Source organism: Streptomyces sp. NPDC054932 (assembly GCF_053610205.1).
In genome coordinates this window covers 39,834-61,689 of sequence record NZ_JBSGXU010000010.1, presented here as the reverse complement: position 1 = coordinate 61,689, position 21,856 = coordinate 39,834, and the positions used below count along the sequence as shown (strand labels likewise).

Sequence of the window (21,856 nt, the reverse complement as noted above, 5' to 3'; positions counted from 1 at the left end):
AGCGACCATTGATGTGAGCAACCACGCCGCAGTAAGGGAAGAGCACAGTGGAGTTGGTAGTCGCGCGGATCGGCCGCGCCCACGGCATCAAGGGTGAGGTCACCGTCGAGGTGCGCACCGACGAGCCGGAACTGCGGCTCAGTCCCGGCGCCGTGCTCAAGACGGAGCCCGCGACCGTGGGACCGCTGACGATCGAGACGGGCCGCGTGCACAGCGGGCGGCTGCTGCTCCGCTTCGCCGGCGTCAAGGACCGCACCGGTGCCGAGTCACTGCGCAACACCCTCCTGATCGCCGAGGTGGACCCCTCCGAGCTGCCGGAGGAGGAGGACGAGTACTACGACCACCAGCTGATGGACCTGGACGTGGTGCTGGCGGACGGCACCGAGATCGGCCGGATCACCGAGATCTCCCACCTGCCCTCGCAGGACCTCTTCATCGTCGAGCGGCCGGACGGCTCCGAGGTGATGATCCCCTTCGTGGAGGAGATCGTCGCCGAGATCGACCTTGAGGAGCAGCGCTGTGTCATCACCCCGCCGCCCGGGCTGATCGACGAGCGCGAGGCGATCGTCGTCTCGACCCGCGACGAGGAAGCGGCGGATTCCGCGGACTCCACGGACTCCACGGACTCCGCGGACGACTCCGGGGACCGGGCCTGATGCGACTCGACGTCGTCACGATCTTCCCCGAGTACCTGGAGCCGCTGAACGTCTCCCTCGTCGGCAAGGCCCGCGCCCGCGGGCAGCTCGACGTGCACGTGCACGACCTGCGGCACTGGACCTACGACCGGCACAACACGGTGGACGACACCCCGTACGGCGGCGGTCCCGGCATGGTCATGAAGACCGAACCGTGGGGCGAGGCCCTGGACTCCGCGCTGGCCGACGGCTACGAGGCGGGCGCGCACGGGCCCGTCATCGTCGTCCCCACGCCCAGCGGCCGGCCCTTCACCCAGGAACTGGCCGTCGAACTCTCCGAGCGGCCCTGGCTGATCTTCACGCCGGCCCGGTACGAGGGCATCGACCGGCGGGTCATGGACGAGTACGCCACGCGCATGCCGGTGTACGAGGTCTCCATCGGCGACTACGTCCTGGCGGGCGGCGAGGCCGCCGTCCTGGTGGTCACCGAGGCCGTGGCCCGGCTGCTGCCCGGGGTGCTCGGGAACGCCGAATCGCACCGCGACGACTCCTTCGCTCCGGGCGAGATGGCCAACCTGCTGGAGGGGCCCGTCTACACCAAGCCCCCCGTGTGGCGCGGCCGGGACATTCCCGAGGTGCTGCTCAGCGGGCACCACGGGAAGATCGCCCGGTGGCGCCGGGACGAGGCCTTCCGCCGGACCGCGCACAACCGCCCGGACCTGATCGAGCGCTGCGAGGCCGCGGGCTTCGACAAGAAGGACCGGGAGATCCTCTCCGTCCTGGGCTGGCAGCCGTCCGCGGACGGCCGATTTTGGCGCAGGCCGCAGGTCGTGGAAGAATAGGCGGCTGTTGTGTGCTCGCGGGCGCCCCTGCCACAGGGGGACCGTCGTCCGCAGGGTCGCACAGCTCCCGAATTCTCTACGGAAACCCGCACTGGCGACCTGTGGCGTCATGCGAAGAAAGCAGACGAAGAACATGTCTCACCTGCTCGATGGCGTCAACGCCGCCGCGCTCCGCTCGGACGTCCCGGCCTTCCGCCCGGGTGACACGATCAACGTGCACGTCCGCGTGATCGAGGGCAACCGCTCCCGTATCCAGCAGTTCAAGGGCGTAGTCATCCGCCGCCAGGGCGCCGGTGTCTCCGAGACCTTCACCGTGCGCAAGGTCTCCTTCAGCGTCGGCGTGGAGCGTACCTTCCCGGTCCACTCCCCGATCTTCGAGAAGATCGAGCTCGTCACCCGCGGTGACGTTCGCCGTGCGAAGCTGTACTACCTCCGTGAGCTCCGCGGCAAGGCCGCGAAGATCAAGGAGAAGCGCGACAAGTAAGGTTGCTCCCGGAGTCCGGAGGCGGCCGGATAGGCTCGCTCTTGATGGACACCCAAGCACCTCACACGCAGCGCGGTCACTCTTCCCCCTACGAGGGGGACGAGCGGCCGCGTTTTGCGTTCTCCCGGACCGGGCGGCCCGCCGAAGGGCGACCCCTGACGTGGCGCCGGGCCGGAGTGCTCGGCGGCGTCTGCACCGTTCTTCTGCTGCTGTTCAGCAACTTCGTGATCCAGCCCTTCCTGATCCCGAGCCGCTCGATGGAGCCGACGCTCCAGGTCGGGGACCGGGTGCTGGTCAACAAGCTGGCGTACCGTTTCGGCGAGCAGCCGCGCCGCGGCGACGTGGTGGTCTTCGACGGCACGGGCTCCTTCGTACGGGAACGCCCCGCCGGCAATCCGGTCGGCACCGTGCTGCACGGCGCGGCCTCGGCGCTCGGGCTGGCGGAGCCGTCCGACACCGACTTCGTGAAGCGGGTCGTGGGCGTCGGCGGCGACGACGTGGTGTGCTGCGACGCCGGCGGACGGGTCGCGGTCAACGGCGTTCCGCTGGAGGAGCCGTATCTGCACCCCGGGGACGCCCCCTCGGCGGTGCCCTTCCGGATCGTGGTACCGCTGGGGACCCTGTGGGTCATGGGCGATCATCGTTCCCAGTCCCGGGACTCACGGGACCACCTGGGGGAGCCGGGCGGGGGGATGGTGCCGGTGGAGAAGGTCATCGGGCGGGCCGACTGGATCGGCTGGCCGCTCTCGCGCTGGGATGCCGTCGGCGGTGGTCATGGGTAGCCGGGGACGGCCGCGGGGCGGCCGGGCCCTGGAACCCGAGCCGGAGCCGGAGCCGGCGGGGGTGGCGGAGGGCGGCCGCGCCGAACGGCGCCGGACGGCCCGCAAGGTGCGTCGGCGCCGCCGCACGCGCCGGGCCGGCGAGCTGCCGCTGCTGGTGGTCGTCGCGCTGTGCATAGCCCTGCTCCTCAAGACCTTCCTGGTGCAGGCCTTCTTCATCCCGTCGGGCTCGATGGAGCAGACCATCCGGATCGGCGACCGGGTCCTCGTGGACAAGCTGACCCCGTGGTTCGGCTCCAAGATCGAGCGCGGCGACATCGTCGTGTTCAAGGACCCCGGCGGCTGGCTGAAGGGCGAGGCGGCCCGCCCGGCCCCGGACCCGATCGTGGTCAAGCAGATCAAGCAGACGCTCACCTTCATCGGCCTGCTGCCCTCGGCCGACGAACAGGACCTGATCAAGCGGGTCATCGGCGTGGGCGGGGACACCGTCAAGTGCTGCGACAGCAGGGGCCGGGTCACCGTCAACGGCTCGCCGCTCGATGAGCCGTACGTGAACCCGGGGAACACCCCTTCGGACATCACGTTCGACATACAGGTCCCCGAGGGCCGGCTCTTCGTGATGGGTGATCACCGCGCGAATTCGGCCGATTCCCGCTTCCACCTCGACGAGGGCTTCCAGGGCACCATCGCCGAGAGCGGGGTCGTCGGGGAGGCCGTCGTGATCGCCTGGCCCTTCGGGCACTGGACCCGGCTGGAGCAGCCGGCGACCTTCCGCATGGTGCCCGATCAGGCACGGCGCGAGGGACGCGGCCGCAGGCGGCGCCGTCGGAGCGCGCCATTCGCATAGTGTGTCCTCGGTCTCCCGCGCCTTAGGGAACTCCCGCTCGTTAAGGGAGGGGAGGGCCCGTGCGGATTCGACGCGGGCGGCAATCGCGAGTGAGGAGTGGATGTGGGGGACGTGGCGGTAGGCGCACGGTCCGGACGCGACGAGGGCGAGGAGCGGCCGGAGGACGACGCCATCGAGCGTGAGGCCGAGGAGGACGGCGATGCCAAGGAGCATGCGCACCGGTCCTTCTGGAAGGAGCTCCCGCTCCTCATCGGCATCGCCCTGCTGCTGGCCCTGCTGATCAAGACCTTCCTGCTCCAGGCTTTCTCGATCCCCTCCGACTCGATGCAGAACACCCTGCAGCGGGGCGACCGGGTGCTGGTGGACAAGCTGACCCCGTGGTTCGGCTCCGAGCCGGAGCGCGGCGAGGTCGTCGTCTTCCACGACCCCGCGAACTGGCTGTCCGGGCAGCCCACTCCCGAGCCGAACCTCTTCCAGCAGGTGCTCAGCAAGATCGGCCTGATGCCGGACGCCTCCGAGAAGGACCTGATCAAGCGCACCATCGCGATCGGCGGGGACACGGTCGAGTGCAAGAAGGGGGGACCGGTCGTCGTCAACGGCAAGGCGCTGGACGAGCCGTACATCTACCCCGGCAACACCGCTTGCGACGACGCCCCGTTCGGCCCGATCACGGTGCCCAAGGGCAAGATCTGGGTCATGGGCGACCACCGGCAGAACTCCGAGGACTCCCGCTACCACATGCAGGACTCCACCCAGGGCTTCGTGCCGGTCGACAAGGTCGTCGGACGGGCCGTCGTGGTGGCGTGGCCGATCACCCGCTGGTCCACCCTGCCGATCCCGGAGACCTTCGACCAGCCGGGCATCGGCAACCAGGCCGCGGCGACCGCGCTCGGTCTCGGCGCCGCCGGACTGGCGCCGGTCGGGCTCGGACCGGCCGCGCTGGGGCTCGCGGGAGCCGTGCCGCTCGTCATGTTGCGACGGCGGAAGCTGACCAGCGGCCGTACCGACGGGTAGGGTGCCGCCCAGGTCGACGATCCCGAAGTGTGTGGGGGCGCTGGAATGGGCGGAACACAAGCGATACGCAGTGGCAAGGATGGCCACGGCGGTCTCGGCAGCGTGCTGTCGGGACTCGCCGTGGCCATCGGCTTTGCGCTCTTCCTGGGCGGTTTCGTGTGGGGAGCCGTGGTCTACCGGCCGTACACGGTGCCCACCGATTCGATGATGCCCACGGTGCGGCCCGGGGACCGGGTGCTGGCCCAGCGCATCGACGGCGGCGAGGTGCGCCGCGGGGACGTGGTCGTCTTCACTGATTCCATGTGGAGCGATTCGCCCATGGTCAAGCGGGTCGTCGGCATCGGCGGCGACACCGTGAAGTGCTGCGGCCCGGCCGGCGGGCTGACGGTGAACGGCACCGCGCTGGACGAGTCCTACGCCGACACCACCGGGCCGGACTCGGGTCTGGCCATGCCGCCCGGCGAGCCCGCGCCCACCGGGACCCCCTTCGAGGTGACGGTCCCCGAGGGGAACCTCTTCCTGCTGGGCGACCGGCGGGCCGGCTCCCTGGACTCGCGCGCCCACCTGCAGGAGGCCGGGCAGGGCACGGTGTCCCGGTCGGCGGTCGGCGCCCGCGTCGACGCGCTGGTCTGGCCCTCCATGACGATGCTGGAGCGCCCGGCGACGTACGCCGCCCTGCCCGGCGGGATCTCGCGGCCAGGGCCGCTGCGGCTCCAGGTGGTCGCGGTGCTGGTCGGGGCCGCCCTGGTGGCGCTGGGGGGCGCGTACGGGCCGGTCGCACGGGTACTGGGGCGCGCGCGGCGGCGGGAGCCGGCCGGTGTCAGCTGACCCGGCCGGGGAGCACGGCCACCGGAAGGTGTCGCGGGTGATCCTGCTGGACCCGGCGGACCGGATCCTGCTGCTGCACGGCTTCGAACCGGCCGACCCGTCGGACGACTGGTGGTTCACCCCCGGCGGCGGGCTGGAGGGGACGGAGAGCCGGGAGCAGGCCGCACTGCGCGAGCTGGCGGAGGAGACCGGGATCACCGAGGTGGAGCTGGGCCCGGTGCTGTGGCACCGGTACTGCTCCTTCCCCTTCGACGGGCGGCGCTGGGAGCAGGACGAGTGGTACTTCCTGGCCCGTACCGCCCAGACCGCCACCGAGATGGGCGGCCTGACCGAGCTCGAGCGGCGCAGCGTCACCGGAGCCAGGTGGTGGACCTCCGAGGAACTTCTCGCAGCCCATGAGACGGTGTACCCGACCAGACTCGCCGAGCTGCTCCGTACGCTGCTCGACGACGGTCCTCCGGGTGAGCCGGTGGTCCTGGCCCCGGAAATCGTTTAGGGGCACATGGGCCTGGCGCACAATAGGGGGACGCACGGCTGAAGGGGAACATGCCATGAGTGCCGAGGACCTCGAAAAGTACGAGACCGAGATGGAGCTGAAGCTCTATCGGGAGTACCGCGACGTCGTCGGGCTGTTCAAGTATGTGATCGAGACGGAACGCCGTTTCTACCTCACCAACGACTACGAGATGCAGGTGCACTCGGTCCAGGGGGAGGTGTTCTTCGAGGTCTCGATGGCCGACGCGTGGGTCTGGGACATGTACCGCCCGGCCCGCTTCGTGAAGCAGGTGCGGGTGCTGACCTTCAAGGACGTGAACATCGAGGAGCTCAACAAGAGCGATCTCGAACTGCCCGGCAGCTGAGCCGCCTCACCCGCAAGGGTGAGGCGGTTGTCCACAACGGCCGGATTGTCCACCAAGATCCACAAGGTGGGCGGGGGCGCGGGACCGTCGGTGCCGGAGGTGGTGCCGGATGAACGCGAAGAGCGTGGCACAGCAGGCATTGGGGCGGTACGGCGAGGAACTCGCGGCACGGCGGCTGACCGAGGCCGGGATGACCGTGATCGCGCGGAACTGGCGGTGCAGGGCCGGGGAGATCGACATCGTCGCCCGCGACGGGGACGCGCTCGTCGTGTGCGAGGTCAAGACGCGCCGGGCGGGGGAGTTCGAGCATCCCATGGCCGCCGTGCGACCCGCCAAGGCCGAGCGCCTGCGCGGGCTCGCCGGGCGCTGGCTCGCCGACCACGGCGGACCACCCCCGGGCGGGGTGCGCATCGACCTCGTCGGGGTGCTGCTGCCGCGGCGCGGCGCTCCCCTGGTGGAACACGTCAGGGGGGCGGCCTGATGGGGTTCGCGCGGGCCTGCTCGGTGGCCCTGGTCGGTGTCGACGGCGTCGTGGTCGAGGTACAGGCCGACCTGGAGCCGGGGGTGGCGGCCTTCACCCTCGTGGGGCTGCCGGACAAGACCCTGGTCGAGAGCCGGGACCGGGTGCGGGCGGCCGTGGTCAACTCGGGGGCGGCCTGGCCGCAGAAGAAGCTCACGGTCGGGCTCAGCCCGGCCTCCGTACCGAAGTCCGGCGCCGGATTCGATCTGGCCGTCGCCGCGGCCGTGCTCGGGGCCGCCGAGGTGGTCGACCCCGGCGCGATCGCCGACCTCGTCCTCATCGGGGAGCTGGGGCTGGACGGCCGGGTGCGCCCGGTCCGGGGGATCCTGCCCGCCGTCCTCGCCGCGGCGGAGGCGGGATACCGGCAGGTGGTGGTGCCGCAGCAGTGCGCGGCCGAGGCCGCGCTCGTACCGGACGTCTCGGTGCTCGGCGTGCGCAGCCTGCGTCAGCTCATCGCGGTCCTGACCGGCGGGGAGGTCCCGGAGGAGGAGCCTCGCGACCCGGCGGGCCGGCCGGACCCGATACTGGCCGGACTGCTCGTCCCGGGGGCGGGCCTGGGCACGGGGCTCGCCCGGGGCCGTCCCGGGCGGGACGGCGGCGACTTCCCCGACCTCGCCGACGTGGCCGGGCAGCACACGGCGCGCCGCGCGCTGGAGGTGGCGGCGGCCGGAGGACACCACCTCTTCCTGAGCGGACCGCCCGGAGCGGGCAAGACCATGCTGGCCGAGCGACTGCCCTGGCTCCTGCCGCCGCTCACCCGTCAGGACTCCGTGGAGGTCACGGCCGTCCACTCGGTCGCGGGAATCCTGCCGCCCGGCGAGCCGCTGGTCGCCAGGCCCCCCTACTGCGCACCGCACCATTCGGCGACCATGCAGTCCCTGGTCGGCGGCGGGACGGGGATCCCCAGGCCGGGGGCGGTCTCCCTGGCCCACCGGGGCGTGCTCTTCCTGGACGAGGCCGCGGAGTTCCACAGCCGGGCGCTGGACGCGCTGCGGCAGCCCCTCGAATCGGGGCACGTGGTCATCGCCCGCGCCGCCGGGGTGGTGAGGCTGCCCGCCAGGTTCCTGATGGTGCTCGCCGCGAACCCGTGCCCGTGCGGGCGCCACACCCTGCACGGCGCCGGGTGCGAATGCCCGCCCTCGGTGATCCGGCGTTACCAGGGGCGCCTGTCCGGACCGTTGCTCGACCGGGTGGACCTGAGGGTGGAGGTCGAGCCGGTGACCCGCGGCGACCTGCTGGGGCAGGGCGGCCGCGGGGAGTCCACCGCGGCGGTCGCCGACCGGGTGCGGGAGGCCCGGGAGCGCGCCGCGGCCCGGCTCGCCGACACGCCGTGGCGGCTCAACTCCGAGGTGCCCGGGCAGGAATTGCGCACCCGGTGGCAGGCGGCACCGGGAGCACTGGCCGCCGCCGAGCGCGATCTGGAGCGGGGGCTGCTGACCGCGCGCGGGCTGGACCGGGTGCTCCGGGTCGCCTGGACCGTGGCCGACCTGCGGGGACGGGACCGGCCCGAAGCACTCGACGTGGCCGTGGCGCTGGAGCTGCGGACCGGGATCGCCCGCGGGGCGTTGTCGCTGCAGGGGGACCGGACGTGACCGGCGCCAGGGACGCGGAACTGCTCGCGCGGGCGGCGCTCACCCGGGTGCTGGAGCCCGGGGACGTGCACGGCGGGCGGTGGCTGCGGGAGTTCGGCGCGGCGGGGCTGATGCGGCTGCTGACCGACCCCGGGGCGGAGCCCGGCACCCCCTCCGGGGTGGGACCCGAGCGACTCGCCACGTACCGCAGACGGGCGGCGCTGGCCGACCCCGGGCGGGACCTCGCGCTGGCCGCCGGGTCGGGCGGCCGGTTCGTGTACCCGGGATCGGCGGAGTGGCCGACCCAGCTCGACGACCTCGGCGACGAACGGCCCGTCGGGCTGTGGCTGCGGGGGCGGCCGAACCTCCGCACCTGGGCACTGCGTTCGGTCTCCGTGGTAGGGGCCCGCGCCTGCACCCCGTACGGCGCGCACATGGCCCAGACCCTGGCCGCGGGGCTGGCCGAGCGGGGCTGGGTCGTGGTGTCCGGCGCCGCGTTCGGGATCGACGGCGCCGCCCACCGGGGCGCCCTCGCCTCGGGCGGAGCGACCGCGGCGGTGCTGGCCTGCGGGGTGGACGTGGCCTATCCGCGGGGACACGCCGGGCTGCTCGGCCGGATCGCAGGGCAGGGGCTGATCCTCGGCGAGCTGCCACCGGGCAGCCATCCGACCCCCAGCCGGTTCGTCCTGCGCAACCGGGTCATCGCCGCCCTGACCCGGGGCACGGTCGTCGTGGAGGCGGCGCACCGCAGCGGCTCCCTGGTCACGGCGCGGCGGGCGCAGCGCCTTGGCCGGTTCACGATGGGCGTCCCCGGCCCCGCCACCAGCGGGCTCTCCGCCGGGGTGCACGAACTGCTGCGCGGCGAGGCCGCCCTCGTCACCGACGCGGCCGAGGTGGTCGAGCTGGTCGGCGCCATGGGCGAGCTGGCTCCCGAGCGGCGCGGTCCGGTCCTCGCCCGGGACCTGCTGGACCGGGACACCGCCCGGGTGCTCGAAGCGGTGCCCGCCGGCCGCCCCGCGGACGTGGCCGAGCTGGCACTTGCCTCCGGCAACGGAGCCGATGAAGTCATCGGCAGACTGTACGAACTTCACTCTCTGGGGTTCGTCGAACGGCAGGGCGACGGCTGGCAGTTGAGCAGACAAACTGCTGGAGGAGGCACACAAACCGGAGCCGCCCGGCGAGGCGGTCGTTGACCTGGGGTGTTCCGGTGAAAGAGTGAAACCGATGAGAGACGCGGTCTTCCCGGTGGCGGTCGCCGGGACCGAGCGCCAGGCGCCGGTCCCGGGTCGTCCGCGCGAGTTCGGGCGCCCCCCGGCCCCTGCGCCATCCCGTACTCTTCGCGCACCGCGACAATCTCGTCACGCTACGCTCCCAAGGAATCCGGCTCCGGCAAAGGCGAAGCATGCCCCAGCACACCTCAGGGTCCGACCGCGCTGCGCTGCCCCCCGCTGCCCGCGGCGGCGTGCGGTCCACCGCGCCCTCGTCCCTGGAGGTGCTGTGGCGCTCGTACAAGGAATCGGGTGACGAGCGGCTGCGGGAGCAGCTGATCCTGCACTACTCGCCCCTGGTGAAGTACGTCGCCGGCCGCGTCAGCGTGGGTCTGCCGCCCAATGTGGAACAGGCCGACTTCGTCTCCTCCGGGGTCTTCGGACTGATCGACGCCATCGAGAAGTTCGACATCGACCGGTCGATCAAGTTCGAGACCTACGCGATCACCCGGATCCGCGGCGCGATGATCGACGAACTGCGGGCCCTGGACTGGATCCCCCGCTCGGTCCGGCAGAAGGCGCGCGCCGTGGAGCGCGCCTACGCCACGCTGGAGGCCCAGCTGCGGCGCACCCCGACGGAGAGCGAGGTCGCCGGGGAGATGGGGATCGGGGTGGAGGATCTCCACACCGTCTTCAGCCAGTTGTCGCTGGCCAACGTGGTCGCCCTGGAAGAGCTGCTGCACGTCGGCGGAGAGGGCGGCGACCGCCTCTCGCTGATGGACACCCTGGAGGACACCGCCGCCGACAACCCGGTGGCGGTGGCGGAGGACCGCGAGCTGCGGCGGCTGCTGGCGCGGGCCATCAACACCCTGCCCGAGCGGGAGAAGACCGTGGTGACCCTCTACTACTACGAGGGCCTCACGCTCGCCGAGATCGGCAACGTCCTGGGCGTCACCGAGAGCCGGGTCAGCCAGATCCACACCAAGTCCGTGCTGCAACTGCGCGCGAAGTTGGCGGATGTGGGGAGGTGAGCTTGCGGTACCTCCGTAGAGTGGATGTGTGCCCAGGATTCGAGCGGCCTCCGTGGCCGAGCACCGGTCGATGCAGCGCGGCGCCCTGTTGGACGCTGCGCGTTCCCTGCTGTCCGAAGGCGGGACGGAGGCGCTGACCTTCCCCGCCCTCGCGGAGCGGACCGGCCTCGCCCGGTCCTCCGTGTACGAATACTTCCGTTCCCGCGCCGCCGTGGTCGAGGAACTGTGCGCCGTGGACTTCCCCGTCTGGGCCGCCGAGATCGAGGCGGCGATGGAGCAGGCCCCGTCGCCGGAGGAGAAGATCGAGGCCTACGTCCGCAGCCAGCTGGGCCTGGTGGGCGACCGGCGGCACCGGGCGGTGGTGGCCATCTCGGCCAGCGAGCTCGACGCGGGGGCCCGCGAGAAGATCCGAGCGGCCCACGGCGGGCTCGTGGCGATGATCGTCGAGGCGCTGAGCGGCCTGGGCCAGGCGGAGCCGAGGCTGGCCGCGATGCTGCTGCAGGGGGTCGTGGACGCGGCCGTACGACGCATCGAGCTCGGCGCGGCGGAGGATCCCGCCGTCGTGACGGAAGCCGCCGTCGCCATGGCCCTGCGGGGCGTCCGGGGCTGAGGTCCCCGGGGCTCCGCACCGGACCCCGCGCCCCGGTCGCCGGCGGTGTTGCCCGTCGGCAGGAGGCGGGTCGTGGAGCGGGGGAGCAGGATGAGGGGGTTGAGGTAGGTCTCGCCCGCCAGGAGCCCCCAGTGCAGGCAGGGCCCCGGACAGTGCGCGCCCTCCGTCAGGACCGCCACCACCTGGCCTGCCGTGACCTGCTCGCCCTCCGTGACCAGCGGCCGGACCGGCTCGTAGGTCGTGCGCAGCCCGTTCGGCAGGGCGATCGAGAGGACCCCGCGGCCGGCGACGGGGCCGGCGTGGTGGACCCGCCCGGACGCCACCGCCCGGACCTCCGCGCCCACCGGGGCGGACAGGTCCACCCCGCGGTGACCGGCCGCGTACGGGGTCGGCGGCGGCTCCCACCAGCGGGCCACCGACAGCGGAGCCGGCAGCGGGCGGACCGTGGGAGCGGCCGGCTGGGCCAGGTGGGCCAGGGCCAGGAGCAGGCTGAGCAGCAAGGTCGTCATGCACCACAGGCTCCCGCGCGGGCCCGGACCGGCGCCCTGGCCTGTGGACGGCCCGGGCGCTGTGGACAACGGCGTCACCCGGCATACCGCCGGGTCACGTACACTTCTTGTGGCGATCCGGGTCACCGGGTCGACTTCGCACGCCCCGGCACCAGGCTGAAACAGCCAGGTGACAGCGTCTCTCGGTCCCCTCATGGGGGCAGGGCGCGGTGGGGCGTCAGGAACCAAACCGAGAAACCAAGGAGATGGCCATGGCCGTCGTCACGATGCGGGAGCTGCTGGAAAGCGGCGTCCACTTCGGTCACCAGACCCGCCGTTGGAACCCGAAGATGAAGCGCTTCATCTTCACGGAGCGCAACGGCATCTACATCATCGACCTGCTGCAGTCGCTGTCGTACATCGACCGCGCCTACGAGTTCGTGAAGGAGACCGTCGCGCACGGTGGCTCCATCATGTTCGTCGGTACCAAGAAGCAGGCCCAGGAGGCCATCGCCGAGCAGGCGACGCGCGTTGGTATGCCGTACGTCAACCAGCGGTGGCTGGGTGGCATGCTCACCAACTTCTCCACCGTCTACAAGCGCCTTCAGCGTCTGAAGGAGCTTGAGGCGATCGACTTCGAGGACGTCGCCGCCTCGGGTCTCACCAAGAAGGAGCTCCTGGTCCTCTCCCGCGAGAAGACCAAGCTGGAGAAGACCCTCGGTGGTATCCGCGAGATGTCGAAGGTCCCCAGCGCCGTCTGGATCGTCGACACCAAGAAGGAGCACATCGCCGTCGGTGAGGCGCGCAAGCTCCACATCCCGGTCGTCGCGATCCTCGACACCAACTGCGACCCCGACGAGGTCGACTACAAGATCCCGGGCAACGACGACGCGATCCGTTCCGTCACCCTGCTCACCCGCGTGATCGCCGACGCCGTCGCCGAGGGCCTCATCGCCCGCTCCGGCGCTGCGACCGGCGACTCGAAGCCGGGCGAGAAGGCCGCCGCCGAGCCGCTCGCCGAGTGGGAGCGCGACCTGCTCGAGGGTGACAAGAAGGCTGACGAGGCTCCGGCCGCCGACGCCGCCGTCGAGGCTGCCCCGGCCGCCGAGGCCGCCCCGGCCGCCGACGCCGAGCAGGCCTGACCCACTGAGAGCGCCCGGCGTTCATGCGCCGGGCACTCGCAGCACGGACGATGACGGCGGGGGAGCCGCGCCAAAAGCGCGGCGCCTCCGCCGTTCACCCGTAGATCTACGACTTCGAGAGAGAATCACAGACTCATGGCGAACTACACCGCCGCTGACGTCAAGAAGCTCCGCGAGCTCACCGGCGCCGGCATGCTGGACTGCAAGAACGCGCTCGTGGACGCCGACGGTGACGTCGAGAAGGCCCAGGAAGCCCTCCGCATCAAGGGTCAGAAGGGCGTCGCCAAGCGCGAGGGCCGTTCTGCCGAGAACGGCGCGGTCGTCTCCCTCATCGCCGACGACAACACCTCCGGTGTCATCGTCGAGCTGAAGTGCGAGACCGACTTCGTCGCCAAGGGCGAGAAGTTCCTGGCCGTCGCCAACCAGCTGGCCGCCCACGTGGCCGCCACCTCCCCGGCCGACATCGAGGCGCTGCTCGCGTCCGAGATCGAGCCCGGCAAGACCGTCACCGCTTTCGTCGACGAGGCCAACGCCAACCTCGGCGAGAAGATCGTCCTGGACCGCTTCGCGCAGTTCACCGACGGTTACGTGACCGCGTACATGCACCGCACGATGCCCGACCTGCCGTTCCAGATCGGTGTCCTGGTCGAGCTCGACAAGGAGAACGCCGAGGTCGCCCGCGGCATCGCGCAGCACATCGCCGCGTTCGCCCCGCAGTGGCTGTCCGCCGAGGACGTTCCGGCCGAGAAGGTCGAGTCCGAGCGTCGCATCGCCGAAGAGGTCACCCGCGCCGAGGGCAAGCCCGAGGCCGCCATCGCGAAGATCGTCGAGGGTCGCGTCAACGGCTTCTTCAAGGAGGCCACCCTCCTCGGCCAGGCGTACGCCCTGGACAACAAGAAGTCCGTCCAGACGGTTCTGGACGAGGCCGGTGTCACCCTGAAGCGCTTCTCGCGCATCAAGGTCGGCATCTGAGTCCGTCCGTACGCGACGGACACCGGACCCCGGTAGGGTCTGAGGCAGTCGTCCGCGCTCGCGCGAGGCGACCGCAGATCTGACGAGGAGGCCATTGCCGTAGAGGGAACCGCAAGGACCCACCGGCAATGGCCTTCTTCGTATGTGCACGAGGAGATCTCCATGAATCAGGGCGTGGACCCCCACACCGCATCCGACGACAAGAGCGACCAGGACAAGAAGGGCCGCCGCTTCATGCTGAAGCTGTCGGGCGAGGCCTTCTCCGGTGGCGGAGGACTGGGCGTCGACCCCGACGTCGTCCACGCCATCGCGCGTGAGATCGCCGCGGTGGTCCGCGACGGCGCGGAGATCGCCGTCGTGATCGGCGGCGGCAACTTCTTCCGCGGCGCCGAACTCCAGCAGCGCGGCATGGACCGGGCCCGGTCCGACTACATGGGCATGCTCGGTACCGTCATGAACTGCCTCGCGCTCCAGGACTTCCTGGAGAAGGAGGGCATCGACTCCCGCGTGCAGACCGCCATCACCATGGGGCAGGTCGCGGAGCCGTACATCCCGCTGCGTGCCGTGCGGCACCTGGAGAAGGGCCGCGTCGTCATCTTCGGCGCCGGTATGGGCATGCCCTACTTCTCCACCGACACCACGGCCGCCCAGCGCGCCCTGGAGATCGACGCCGAGGCCCTGCTCATGGGCAAGAACGGTGTCGACGGGGTCTACGACTCCGACCCGAAGAAGAACCCGGACGCGGTGAAGTTCGACGCGCTTGAGTACAGCGAGGTCCTCTCCCGCGACCTCAAGGTCGCCGATGCCACCGCGATCACGCTCTGCCGCGACAACAAGCTGCCGATCCTGGTGTTCGAGCTGCTTGCCGAGGGCAATATCGCCCGCGCCGTCAAGGGTGAGAAGATCGGCACGCTCGTGAGCGACCAGGAAACCCGGGCCTGAGCAGTCCGCAGCCGGACCGAGCGAGCCCCTGTCCGGGCCCGCCGGGCCCGCCCGCCCGCCTGAACCATCCATTTCTGACATGCAGGAGCACGTGGTGACCGAAGAGATCCTCCTCGAGGCCGAGGAGAAGATGGAAAAGGCCGTCGTCGTCGCCAAGGAAGACTTCGCCGCGATTCGCACCGGCCGTGCGCACCCGGCGATGTTCAACAAGATCGTGGCGGAGTACTACGGCGCCATCACGCCCATCAACCAGCTCGCCTCCTTCTCGGTGCCCGAGCCGCGCATGGCGATCGTGACCCCGTTCGACAAGAGCGCCCTGCGCAACATCGAGCAGGCCATCCGCGACTCCGACCTCGGTGTCAACCCGAGCAACGACGGCAGCATCATCCGGGTGACCTTCCCCGAGCTGACGCAGGACCGCCGCAAGGAGTACATCAAGGTCGCGCGCACCAAGGCCGAGGACTCGAAGATCTCGCTCCGCGCCGTCCGCCGCAAGGCCAAGGACGCCCTTGACAAGCTGGTCAAGGACAAGGAGGCCGGCGAGGACGAGGTGCGCCGCGCGGAGAAGGAGCTCGACGACACCACCGCGAAGTACGTCGCGCAGGTGGACGAGCTCCTCAAGCACAAGGAAGCCGAGCTCCTCGAAGTCTGATGAACGACTCTTCCTGGCAGCCGGAGCCGGTTCCGGCGGGTCCCGCATACGATGCGCAGGCGGGCCCGCACACTCGGCCCATGCCCATCGTGCCCGATGCCGCCGGCCGTGACTTCGACGACCGGGAAGCACGCGATCGGGGGGTCGCCGCCGACGGCGGCCCCCTCTTCCGCGCCGATACGCCGCCGCAGGAGCCCATGCCCAGCCCCCCGCCTCCGCATGCCGAGCGTCCGCAGGACTCCTCACCCCCGCCGCCGAAGAAGCGCGCGGGGAGGGACCTGCGCGCCGCCATAGGGGTCGGCGTCGGTCTCGGCGCGGTGATCTTCGCCTCGCTGCTGATCGTCAAGGCCGTCTTCGTCGGCGTCATCGTCGTCGCGGTCGTCGTCGGACTCTGGGAGCTCACCTCCCGGCTGCAGGAGCAGAAGGGCATCAAGGCCCCGCTGGTCCCGCTCGCGGTCGGCGGCGCCGCCATGGTCATCGCCGGATACGTCCGGGGGGCCGAGGGCGCCTGGGTCGCCATGGCCCTGACCGTGCTGGCCGTCCTGGTGTGGCGGATGACCGAACCGCCCGAGGACTACCTCAAGGACGTCACGGCGGGCGCCTTCGCGGCGTTCTACGTGCCCTTCCTGGCCACGTTCGTCGCGATGCTGCTCACCGCCGACGACGGTCCCCAGCGTGTGATCACCTTCCTGCTCCTGACCGTGGTCAGCGACACCGGGGCCTACGCGGTCGGCTGGCGCTTCGGCAAGAACAAGCTCGCGCCGCGCATCAGCCCCGGCAAGACCCGCGAGGGGCTGTTCGGCGCGGTGGCCTTCGCGATGGCGGCCGGCGCGCTGTGCATGGAGTTCCTGATCGACGGCGGCTCCTGGTGGCAGGGCCTGCTGCTCGGCCTCGCGGTCGCGGTCAGCGCCACCCTGGGCGACCTGGGCGAGTCGATGATCAAGAGGGACCTGGGCATCAAGGACATGGGCACCCTGCTGCCGGGACACGGCGGCATCATGGACCGGCTGGACTCCCTGCTGCCGACCGCTCCGGTGGTGTGGCTGCTGCTGGCGGCCTTCGTGGGCACCGGCTGACCTGCGAAAAGGCGTCGCAGGACGCCGGGCGGTTACTCTTGGAAGGCGCGCTGCTTCTGCGGCGCGCCTTTCGTCTTACAAGGAGTACCTGCCATGGCCCGCCCCGTTCCGGGAGAGCTCACCTTCGTCGCCCCCCGCGGGGCCAAGAAGCCGCCCCGGCACCTCGCCGACATGACCCCGGCCGAGCGCCGCGAGGCGGTCGCCGCGATCGGCGAGAAGCCGTTCCGGGCCAAGCAGCTCTCCCAGCACTACTTCGCCCGGTACGCGCACGACCCGGCCGAGTGGACCGACATCCCGGCGGGCTCGCGGGAGAAGCTCCAGCAGGAGCTGCTGCCGGACCTGATGAGCGTCATCCGGCACATCTCGTGCGACGACGACACCACGCGCAAGACCCTGTGGAAGCTGCACGACGGCACGCTCGTCGAGTCCGTGCTGATGCGCTACCCCGACCGGGTCACGATGTGCATCTCCTCGCAGGCCGGCTGCGGCATGAACTGCCCGTTCTGCGCCACCGGCCAGGCGGGCCTCGACCGCAACCTCTCCACCGCCGAGATCGTGCACCAGATCGTCGACGGCATGCGCTCGCTGCGCGACGGCGAGGTCCCCGGCGGCCCGGCGCGCCTGTCGAACATCGTCTTCATGGGCATGGGCGAGCCCCTGGCCAACTACAACCGCGTGGTCGGCGCCATCCGCCGGCTCACCGACCCGGAGCCCGACGGCCTGGGCCTGTCGCAGCGCGGTATCACCGTCTCCACCGTCGGTCTGGTCCCGGCCATGCTGCGCTTCGCCGACGAGGGCTTCAAGTGCCGGCTGGCCGTCTCGCTGCACGCGCCCGACGACGAACTGCGCGACACCCTCGTCCCCGTCAACACCCGCTGGAACGTCCGCGAGGTGCTCGGCGCGGCCTGGGAGTACGCAGAGAAGTCCGGCCGCCGGATCTCGATCGAGTACGCCCTGATCCGTGACATCAACGACCAGGCCTGGCGCGGTGACCTCCTGGGCAAGCTGCTCAAGGGCAAGCGCGTGCACGTCAACCTGATCCCGCTGAACCCGACGCCGGGCTCCAAGTGGACCGCCTCGCGGCCCGAGGACGAGAAGGCATTCGTGGAGGCCATCGCCCGACACGGTGTGCCCGTGACCGTACGGGACACCCGGGGCCAGGAGATCGACGGCGCGTGCGGCCAGCTGGCCGCCTCGGAGCGCTAGATTCCGCTTCTGTTCGAAGCGATTCGGCCACGGGGTACCCTGTGGCCGAACCAATTTCATATTCCGACAGGGGAGCGCCACAGCGCTGAGAGTGCGGTATCCGTCATCCGCAGACCCTCTGAACCTCGCCCCGGTCATTCGGGGTAGGAAGTTCGGTCACCACTCTTGCTGTTGCGCCCTGCCCGGCGTCCGCTCATACAGGCGCCGGGCAGGGCCGCGTCTTCTCCTGGACATCCCAGGAGGAATTCACCAATGAGCACCACCAAGAAGATCGCGGGCGCCGCGCTCGCGGCCGCGCTGGGCGTCACCACGCTCAGCGCCTGCGGCGGTGGCGACGCCAAGGACAAGCCTGCGGGCGCGAGCGACGCCCCGAAGTCCAAGTCCGTCACCCTCGTCGCCCACGACTCCTTCAACGTGACCGACACGGTCCTCAAGGAGTTCGAGCAGCAGAGCGGCTACACGGTCAAGGTGCTGAAGTCCGGGGACGCGGGCACGGCGCTGAACCAGGAGATCCTCACCAAGGGCTCCCCGCGCGGCGACGTCTTCTTCGGTGTGGACAACACCCTGCTCTCGCGCGCCCTCGACAACGGCATCTTCACGCCGTACGAGGCCAAGGGTCTGGCCGGGGTGAAGCCCGAGTACGTCCTCGACAAGGAGCACCGGGTCACCCCGATCGACTCCGGTGACATCTGCGTCAACTACGACAAGGCCTACTTCGCCGAGAAGAAGATCGCCCCGCCGCAGACGCTGGACGACCTGATCAAGCCGGAGTACAAGAACCTGCTGGTCACCGAGAACGCCGCGACCTCCTCGCCCGGCCTCGGCTTCCTGCTCGCCTCCGTCGGCAAGTACGGCGAGGAGGGCTGGAAGGACTACTGGAGCAAGCTGAAGGCCAACGGCGTCGAGGTCGTCGACGGCTGGGAGCAGGCCTACAACGAGCGCTTCTCCGGCTCCGCGGGCGGCAAGAAGGCCAAGGGCGACCGCCCGCTGGTCGTCTCCTACGCCTCCAGCCCGCCGGTCGAGGTCCTGTACGGCGAGCCGCAGCCGGCCGAGGCCCCCACGGGCGTCTCCACCGGCACCTGCTTCCGGCAGATCGAGTTCGCCGGTCTGCTGAAGGGCGCCAAGAACGAGGAGGGCGGCAAGGCCCTCGTGGACTTCCTGGTCAGCAAGAAGTTCCAGGAGGACATGCCGCTCCAGATGTTCGTGAACCCGGTGACCAAGGACGCCGTCCTGCCGGAGCTGTTCACCAAGCACGGCGTGGTCATCGAGAAGCCGGAGAACGTGGCTCCGGAGACCATCGCCAAGAACCGTGAGCAGTGGGTCAAGGCATGGACCGCGCTCGTCGTGAAGTAAGCGGTACCAAGGAGCCGGGCGCGGCGTCGGGGGGCGCCGCGCCGGGCCCCGGCCCCCGCGAGGGGGCGCGGACGACAGCCGTGCGGCTCGGCCTGATGGCCGTCCCCCTCGCCTTCTTCGGGCTGTTCTTCGCCTATCCCGTCGCCGCGATCGTCGGGCGCGGGCTCAAGACGGACGAGGGGTGGCAGTTCGGCCGGTTCGCGGAGGTGCTGAGCCGGCCCGACATCGCGGACGTGCTGTGGTTCACCACCTGGCAGGCATTCGCCTCCACCCTGCTCACCCTGGTGATCGCGCTCCCCGCGGCCTATGTGTTCGCGCGCTTCGAGTTCCCGGGCAAACAGCTGCTGCGGGCCGTGGTGACCGTTCCCTTCGTGCTGCCGACCGTGGTGGTCGGGACCGCCTTCCTCGCACTGTTGGGGCGGGGCGGGCTGACGGACGAACTGCTGGGCGTCCGGCTCGACACCACCGTCTGGGCGATCCTGCTCGCGCACGTCTTCTTCAACTACGCCGTCGTCGTCCGCACGGTCGGCGGGCTGTGGGCCCAGCTGGATCCGCGCCAGGAGGAGGCCGCCCGGGTGCTGGGCGCCGGGCGGTTCACCGCCTGGCGGCGGGTGACACTGCCCGCACTGGCCCCGGCGGTGGCCGCCGCCTCGCTGATGGTGTTCCTGTTCACCTTCAGCTCCTTCGGCGTCGTACTGATCCTCGGCGGGCCCGCCTACTCCACCCTGGAGGTGGAGGTCTACCGGCAGACCGCGCAGCTCCTGGACCTGCCGACGGCCGCCGTGCTGACGATGGTGCAGTTCGCCGCGATCGGCGCGATCCTCGCCGTGCACGCCTGGACGGTGCGCAGGCGCGAGACCGCGCTGCGGCTGGTCGATCCGGGCCGTACGACACACCGGCCGCACGGCTGGGCGCAGCGCACCGTGCTGGGCGGCGTACTGCTGACCGTGGCACTGCTGATCGTGCTGCCGCTGGGCGTGCTGGTCGAACGGTCCTTCGACGCTCCCGGGGGTTACGGCCTCGGCTTCTACCGGGCGCTGCAGGACGCGGGCGCCGGTGGCGGGACCTTCCTGGTGGCGCCGCTGGAGGCGATCTGGAACTCCCTGCAGTACGCCCTCGCCGCCACCGCGATCGCCCTGTTCATCGGGGGGCTCGCGGCCGCGGCACTGACCCGGCGCGGGGGCCGCTTCGTACGCGGTTTCGACGCGCTGCTGATGCTCCCGCTCGGGGTGTCCGCGGTGACGGTGGGCTTCGGCTTCCTGATCACCCTGGACGAGCCGCCGCTGGACCTGCGGACCTCGTGGATCCTGGTCCCGCTGGCGCAGGCGCTCGTGGGCGTGCCCTTCGTCGTACGGACCATGCTGCCGGTGCTGCGCGCGGTGGACGGGCGGCTGCGGGAGGCCGCCGCGGTGCTCGGCGCGTCGCCGCTGCGGGCCTGGCGGGAGGTGGACCTGCCGCTGGTGCGGCGGGCGCTGCTGATCGCGGCCGGTTTCGCCTTCGCGGTGTCACTGGGGGAGTTCGGCGCGACCGTGTTCATCGCGCGGGCGGACCGGCCGACGCTGCCGGTTGCCGTGGCGCGGCTGCTGGGGCGGGCCGGCGAGCTGAACTACGGGCAGGCGATGGCCCTGAGCACGATTCTGATGCTGGTGTGCGCGGTGTCCCTGCTGCTGCTGGAGCGACTGCGACCCGACAAGACCTCCGGAGAGTTCTGATGACACTGCTTCAGCTGGAAGGCGTGTCGGTCCGCTTCGGTGAGCGGGAGGCCGCGTACGCCCTCGACCGCGTGGACCTCGCGGTCGCCGAGCACGAGATCGTCTGCGTGCTGGGACCCAGCGGAAGCGGCAAGTCCACGCTGCTGCGGGTCGTCGCCGGGCTCCAGCAGGTTTCCGGGGGCCGGGTGTTGCTGGGCGGGGCCGACCAGGCCGGCGTACCGGTGCACCGGCGCGGCGTGGGCCTGATGTTCCAGGACCACCAGCTCTTCCCGCACCGCGACGTCGGCGCGAACGTCTCCTTCGGGCTGCGGATGCGGGGCGCCGGGCGGGCCTCGTGCGCGGACCGGGTCACTCAACTGCTGGAACTGGTCGGGCTCCCCGGGGCCGAGAGCAGGGCGGTCGCCTCCCTGTCGGGCGGCGAGCAGCAGCGGGTGGCGCTGGCCCGGGCGCTGGCGCCGTCGCCGCGGCTGCTGATGCTGGACGAACCGCTCGGGCAGCTGGACCGGGGCCTGCGGGAGCGGCTGGTGGTCGAGCTGCGGGGGCTGTTCTCCCGGCTGGGCACGACGGTACTGGCCGTCACCCACGACCAGGGCGAGGCCTTCGCCCTGGCCGACCGGGTGGTGGTGATGCGGGACGGCCGGATCGCGCAGGCCGGGACCCCGCTGGAGGTGTGGCAGCGGCCCGCGTCGGAATTCGTGGCGCGCTTCCTCGGCTTCGAGAACGTGATCCCGGCGGTGGTCTCGGGCACCGGGGCCGCCACCGCGTGGGGCCGGGTCCCGGTACCGGCCGGATCCCCCGAAGGGGAGCAGCGGCTGCTGATCCGCCCGGCGGGGGTCGTGCTGTGCGCCGCGGGTCTGCGGTGCGAGGTGGTCTCCCGCACCTTCCGCGGCACCCACGTCGCGCTGCTGCTGCGGCCGGAGGCGGGGCCGGTGCTGGAGGCCGAGTGCGGCCTGGCGGGGGCGCCGGCCGTGGGGGACCGGGTCGCGGTGACCTTCACCCCCGCCGAGGTGGTCGTCCTGCCGCCGGACGGTGTCCAGGGGGTATCAGGTCGATCGGGCCCGGCCTGATCGGCAAGACACTCCCT

Annotated in this window: 22 protein-coding genes and 2 pseudogenes; 23 read left to right on the top strand and 1 reads right to left on the bottom strand. The window is 71.3% G+C overall.

Annotated features, from left to right (window positions below):
* Positions 1 to 47: 47 nt before the first annotated feature.
* From rimM to ACWGE1_RS04840, 14 genes and pseudogenes are all read left to right on the top strand, one after another.
* Complete coding sequence (gene rimM / locus ACWGE1_RS04905) at positions 48 to 656, top strand: ribosome maturation factor RimM (protein WP_453419143.1); 609 nt, start codon at positions 48 to 50, stop codon at positions 654 to 656.
* Positions 656 to 1,477 carry a tRNA (guanosine(37)-N1)-methyltransferase TrmD gene (trmD, locus tag ACWGE1_RS04900; protein WP_453419142.1) on the top strand — a complete coding sequence of 274 codons (822 nt, stop codon included), beginning with the start codon at positions 656 to 658 and terminating at the stop codon, positions 1,475 to 1,477. Before rimM ends, trmD begins: the two co-directional genes overlap by 1 nt.
* A gap of 133 nt (positions 1,478 to 1,610) precedes the next feature.
* Positions 1,611 to 1,961, top strand: coding sequence for a 50S ribosomal protein L19 (gene rplS / locus ACWGE1_RS04895; RefSeq protein WP_030823745.1), 351 nt, complete (start codon positions 1,611 to 1,613; stop codon positions 1,959 to 1,961).
* Positions 1,962 to 2,005: 44 nt separating this feature from the next.
* Positions 2,006 to 2,743 (top strand): signal peptidase I, encoded by a 738-nt coding sequence (gene lepB / locus ACWGE1_RS04890; protein ID WP_453419141.1) that lies wholly within the window; start codon positions 2,006 to 2,008, stop codon positions 2,741 to 2,743.
* Positions 2,736 to 3,769 (top strand): annotated as a pseudogene (lepB, locus tag ACWGE1_RS04885) (signal peptidase I). The gene lepB (ACWGE1_RS04890) and the pseudogene lepB (ACWGE1_RS04885) overlap by 8 nt, the downstream one beginning before the upstream one ends.
* Positions 3,699 to 4,601, top strand: coding sequence for a signal peptidase I (gene lepB, locus ACWGE1_RS04880; protein WP_453419140.1), 903 nt, complete (start codon positions 3,699 to 3,701; stop codon positions 4,599 to 4,601). Before lepB (ACWGE1_RS04885) ends, lepB (ACWGE1_RS04880) begins: the two are co-directional and overlap by 71 nt.
* A gap of 45 nt (positions 4,602 to 4,646) precedes the next feature.
* Entirely contained in the window at positions 4,647 to 5,429 is a 783-nt protein-coding gene (lepB, locus tag ACWGE1_RS04875) for a signal peptidase I (protein WP_453419139.1), read from the top strand.
* Positions 5,419 to 5,925, top strand: a complete 507-nt coding sequence (locus ACWGE1_RS04870; RefSeq protein ID WP_453419138.1) for an NUDIX hydrolase — start codon at positions 5,419 to 5,421, stop codon at positions 5,923 to 5,925. The genes lepB (ACWGE1_RS04875) and ACWGE1_RS04870 overlap by 11 nt, the downstream gene beginning before the upstream one ends.
* A 55-nt stretch (positions 5,926 to 5,980) precedes the next feature.
* On the top strand, positions 5,981 to 6,289 hold the full coding sequence (locus tag ACWGE1_RS04865; RefSeq protein WP_005311352.1) for a DUF2469 domain-containing protein: 309 nt from the start codon (positions 5,981 to 5,983) through the stop codon (positions 6,287 to 6,289).
* A 109-nt stretch (positions 6,290 to 6,398) separates the two neighbouring features.
* Positions 6,399 to 6,770: a YraN family protein gene (locus ACWGE1_RS04860; protein WP_453419137.1), complete on the top strand. Its 372-nt coding sequence runs from the start codon at positions 6,399 to 6,401 to the stop codon at positions 6,768 to 6,770.
* Entirely contained in the window at positions 6,770 to 8,401 is a 1,632-nt protein-coding gene (locus tag ACWGE1_RS04855; protein WP_453419136.1) for a YifB family Mg chelatase-like AAA ATPase, read from the top strand. The genes ACWGE1_RS04860 and ACWGE1_RS04855 overlap by 1 nt, the downstream gene beginning before the upstream one ends.
* The gene (dprA, locus tag ACWGE1_RS04850; RefSeq protein ID WP_453419135.1) at positions 8,398 to 9,573 is read left to right on the top strand and encodes a DNA-processing protein DprA; all 1,176 of its coding nucleotides are present in this window, start codon (positions 8,398 to 8,400) and stop codon (positions 9,571 to 9,573) included. The genes ACWGE1_RS04855 and dprA overlap by 4 nt, the downstream gene beginning before the upstream one ends.
* A gap of 209 nt (positions 9,574 to 9,782) precedes the next feature.
* Positions 9,783 to 10,619 (top strand): RNA polymerase sigma factor WhiG, encoded by an 837-nt coding sequence (gene whiG, locus ACWGE1_RS04845; RefSeq protein ID WP_453419134.1) that lies wholly within the window; start codon positions 9,783 to 9,785, stop codon positions 10,617 to 10,619.
* A 52-nt stretch (positions 10,620 to 10,671) separates the two neighbouring features.
* Positions 10,672 to 11,229 (top strand): TetR/AcrR family transcriptional regulator, encoded by a 558-nt coding sequence (locus tag ACWGE1_RS04840; RefSeq protein ID WP_453419163.1) that lies wholly within the window; start codon positions 10,672 to 10,674, stop codon positions 11,227 to 11,229.
* A gap of 155 nt (positions 11,230 to 11,384) precedes the next feature.
* Here ACWGE1_RS04840 and ACWGE1_RS04835 read toward each other — a convergent pair.
* Positions 11,385 to 11,738, bottom strand: a pseudogene (locus ACWGE1_RS04835) (peptidoglycan DD-metalloendopeptidase family protein); the annotation flags it as partial.
* A 251-nt stretch (positions 11,739 to 11,989) separates the two neighbouring features.
* On the opposite strand from ACWGE1_RS04835, the gene rpsB reads away from it, so the two are divergent.
* The 9 genes from rpsB to ACWGE1_RS04790 all read left to right on the top strand — a co-directional run bounded on the left by rpsB (position 11,990) and on the right by ACWGE1_RS04790 (position 21,839).
* Positions 11,990 to 12,859 (top strand): 30S ribosomal protein S2, encoded by an 870-nt coding sequence (gene rpsB / locus ACWGE1_RS04830; RefSeq protein WP_453419133.1) that lies wholly within the window; start codon positions 11,990 to 11,992, stop codon positions 12,857 to 12,859.
* A 135-nt stretch (positions 12,860 to 12,994) separates the two neighbouring features.
* Positions 12,995 to 13,831 (top strand): translation elongation factor Ts, encoded by an 837-nt coding sequence (gene tsf, locus ACWGE1_RS04825; protein ID WP_453419132.1) that lies wholly within the window; start codon positions 12,995 to 12,997, stop codon positions 13,829 to 13,831.
* A 162-nt stretch (positions 13,832 to 13,993) separates the two neighbouring features.
* Entirely contained in the window at positions 13,994 to 14,773 is a 780-nt protein-coding gene (pyrH, locus tag ACWGE1_RS04820; protein ID WP_030016384.1) for a UMP kinase, read from the top strand.
* 94 nt (positions 14,774 to 14,867) lie between these two features.
* Positions 14,868 to 15,425 (top strand): ribosome recycling factor, encoded by a 558-nt coding sequence (frr, locus tag ACWGE1_RS04815; protein ID WP_030016386.1) that lies wholly within the window; start codon positions 14,868 to 14,870, stop codon positions 15,423 to 15,425.
* Positions 15,425 to 16,501 carry a phosphatidate cytidylyltransferase gene (locus ACWGE1_RS04810; protein ID WP_453419131.1) on the top strand — a complete coding sequence of 359 codons (1,077 nt, stop codon included), beginning with the start codon at positions 15,425 to 15,427 and terminating at the stop codon, positions 16,499 to 16,501. The genes frr and ACWGE1_RS04810 overlap by 1 nt, the downstream gene beginning before the upstream one ends.
* 93 nt (positions 16,502 to 16,594) lie before the next feature.
* Positions 16,595 to 17,707, top strand: coding sequence for a 23S rRNA (adenine(2503)-C(2))-methyltransferase RlmN (gene rlmN, locus ACWGE1_RS04805; protein ID WP_033222940.1), 1,113 nt, complete (start codon positions 16,595 to 16,597; stop codon positions 17,705 to 17,707).
* Between the two features lie 252 nt (positions 17,708 to 17,959).
* Positions 17,960 to 19,060 carry a thiamine ABC transporter substrate-binding protein gene (locus tag ACWGE1_RS04800; protein ID WP_453419130.1) on the top strand — a complete coding sequence of 367 codons (1,101 nt, stop codon included), beginning with the start codon at positions 17,960 to 17,962 and terminating at the stop codon, positions 19,058 to 19,060.
* A 95-nt stretch (positions 19,061 to 19,155) separates the two neighbouring features.
* Positions 19,156 to 20,772, top strand: a complete 1,617-nt coding sequence (locus ACWGE1_RS04795; RefSeq protein ID WP_453419162.1) for an ABC transporter permease — start codon at positions 19,156 to 19,158, stop codon at positions 20,770 to 20,772.
* On the top strand, positions 20,772 to 21,839 hold the full coding sequence (locus ACWGE1_RS04790; protein ID WP_453419129.1) for an ABC transporter ATP-binding protein: 1,068 nt from the start codon (positions 20,772 to 20,774) through the stop codon (positions 21,837 to 21,839). Before ACWGE1_RS04795 ends, ACWGE1_RS04790 begins: the two co-directional genes overlap by 1 nt.
* Positions 21,840 to 21,856 lie beyond the last annotated feature (17 nt).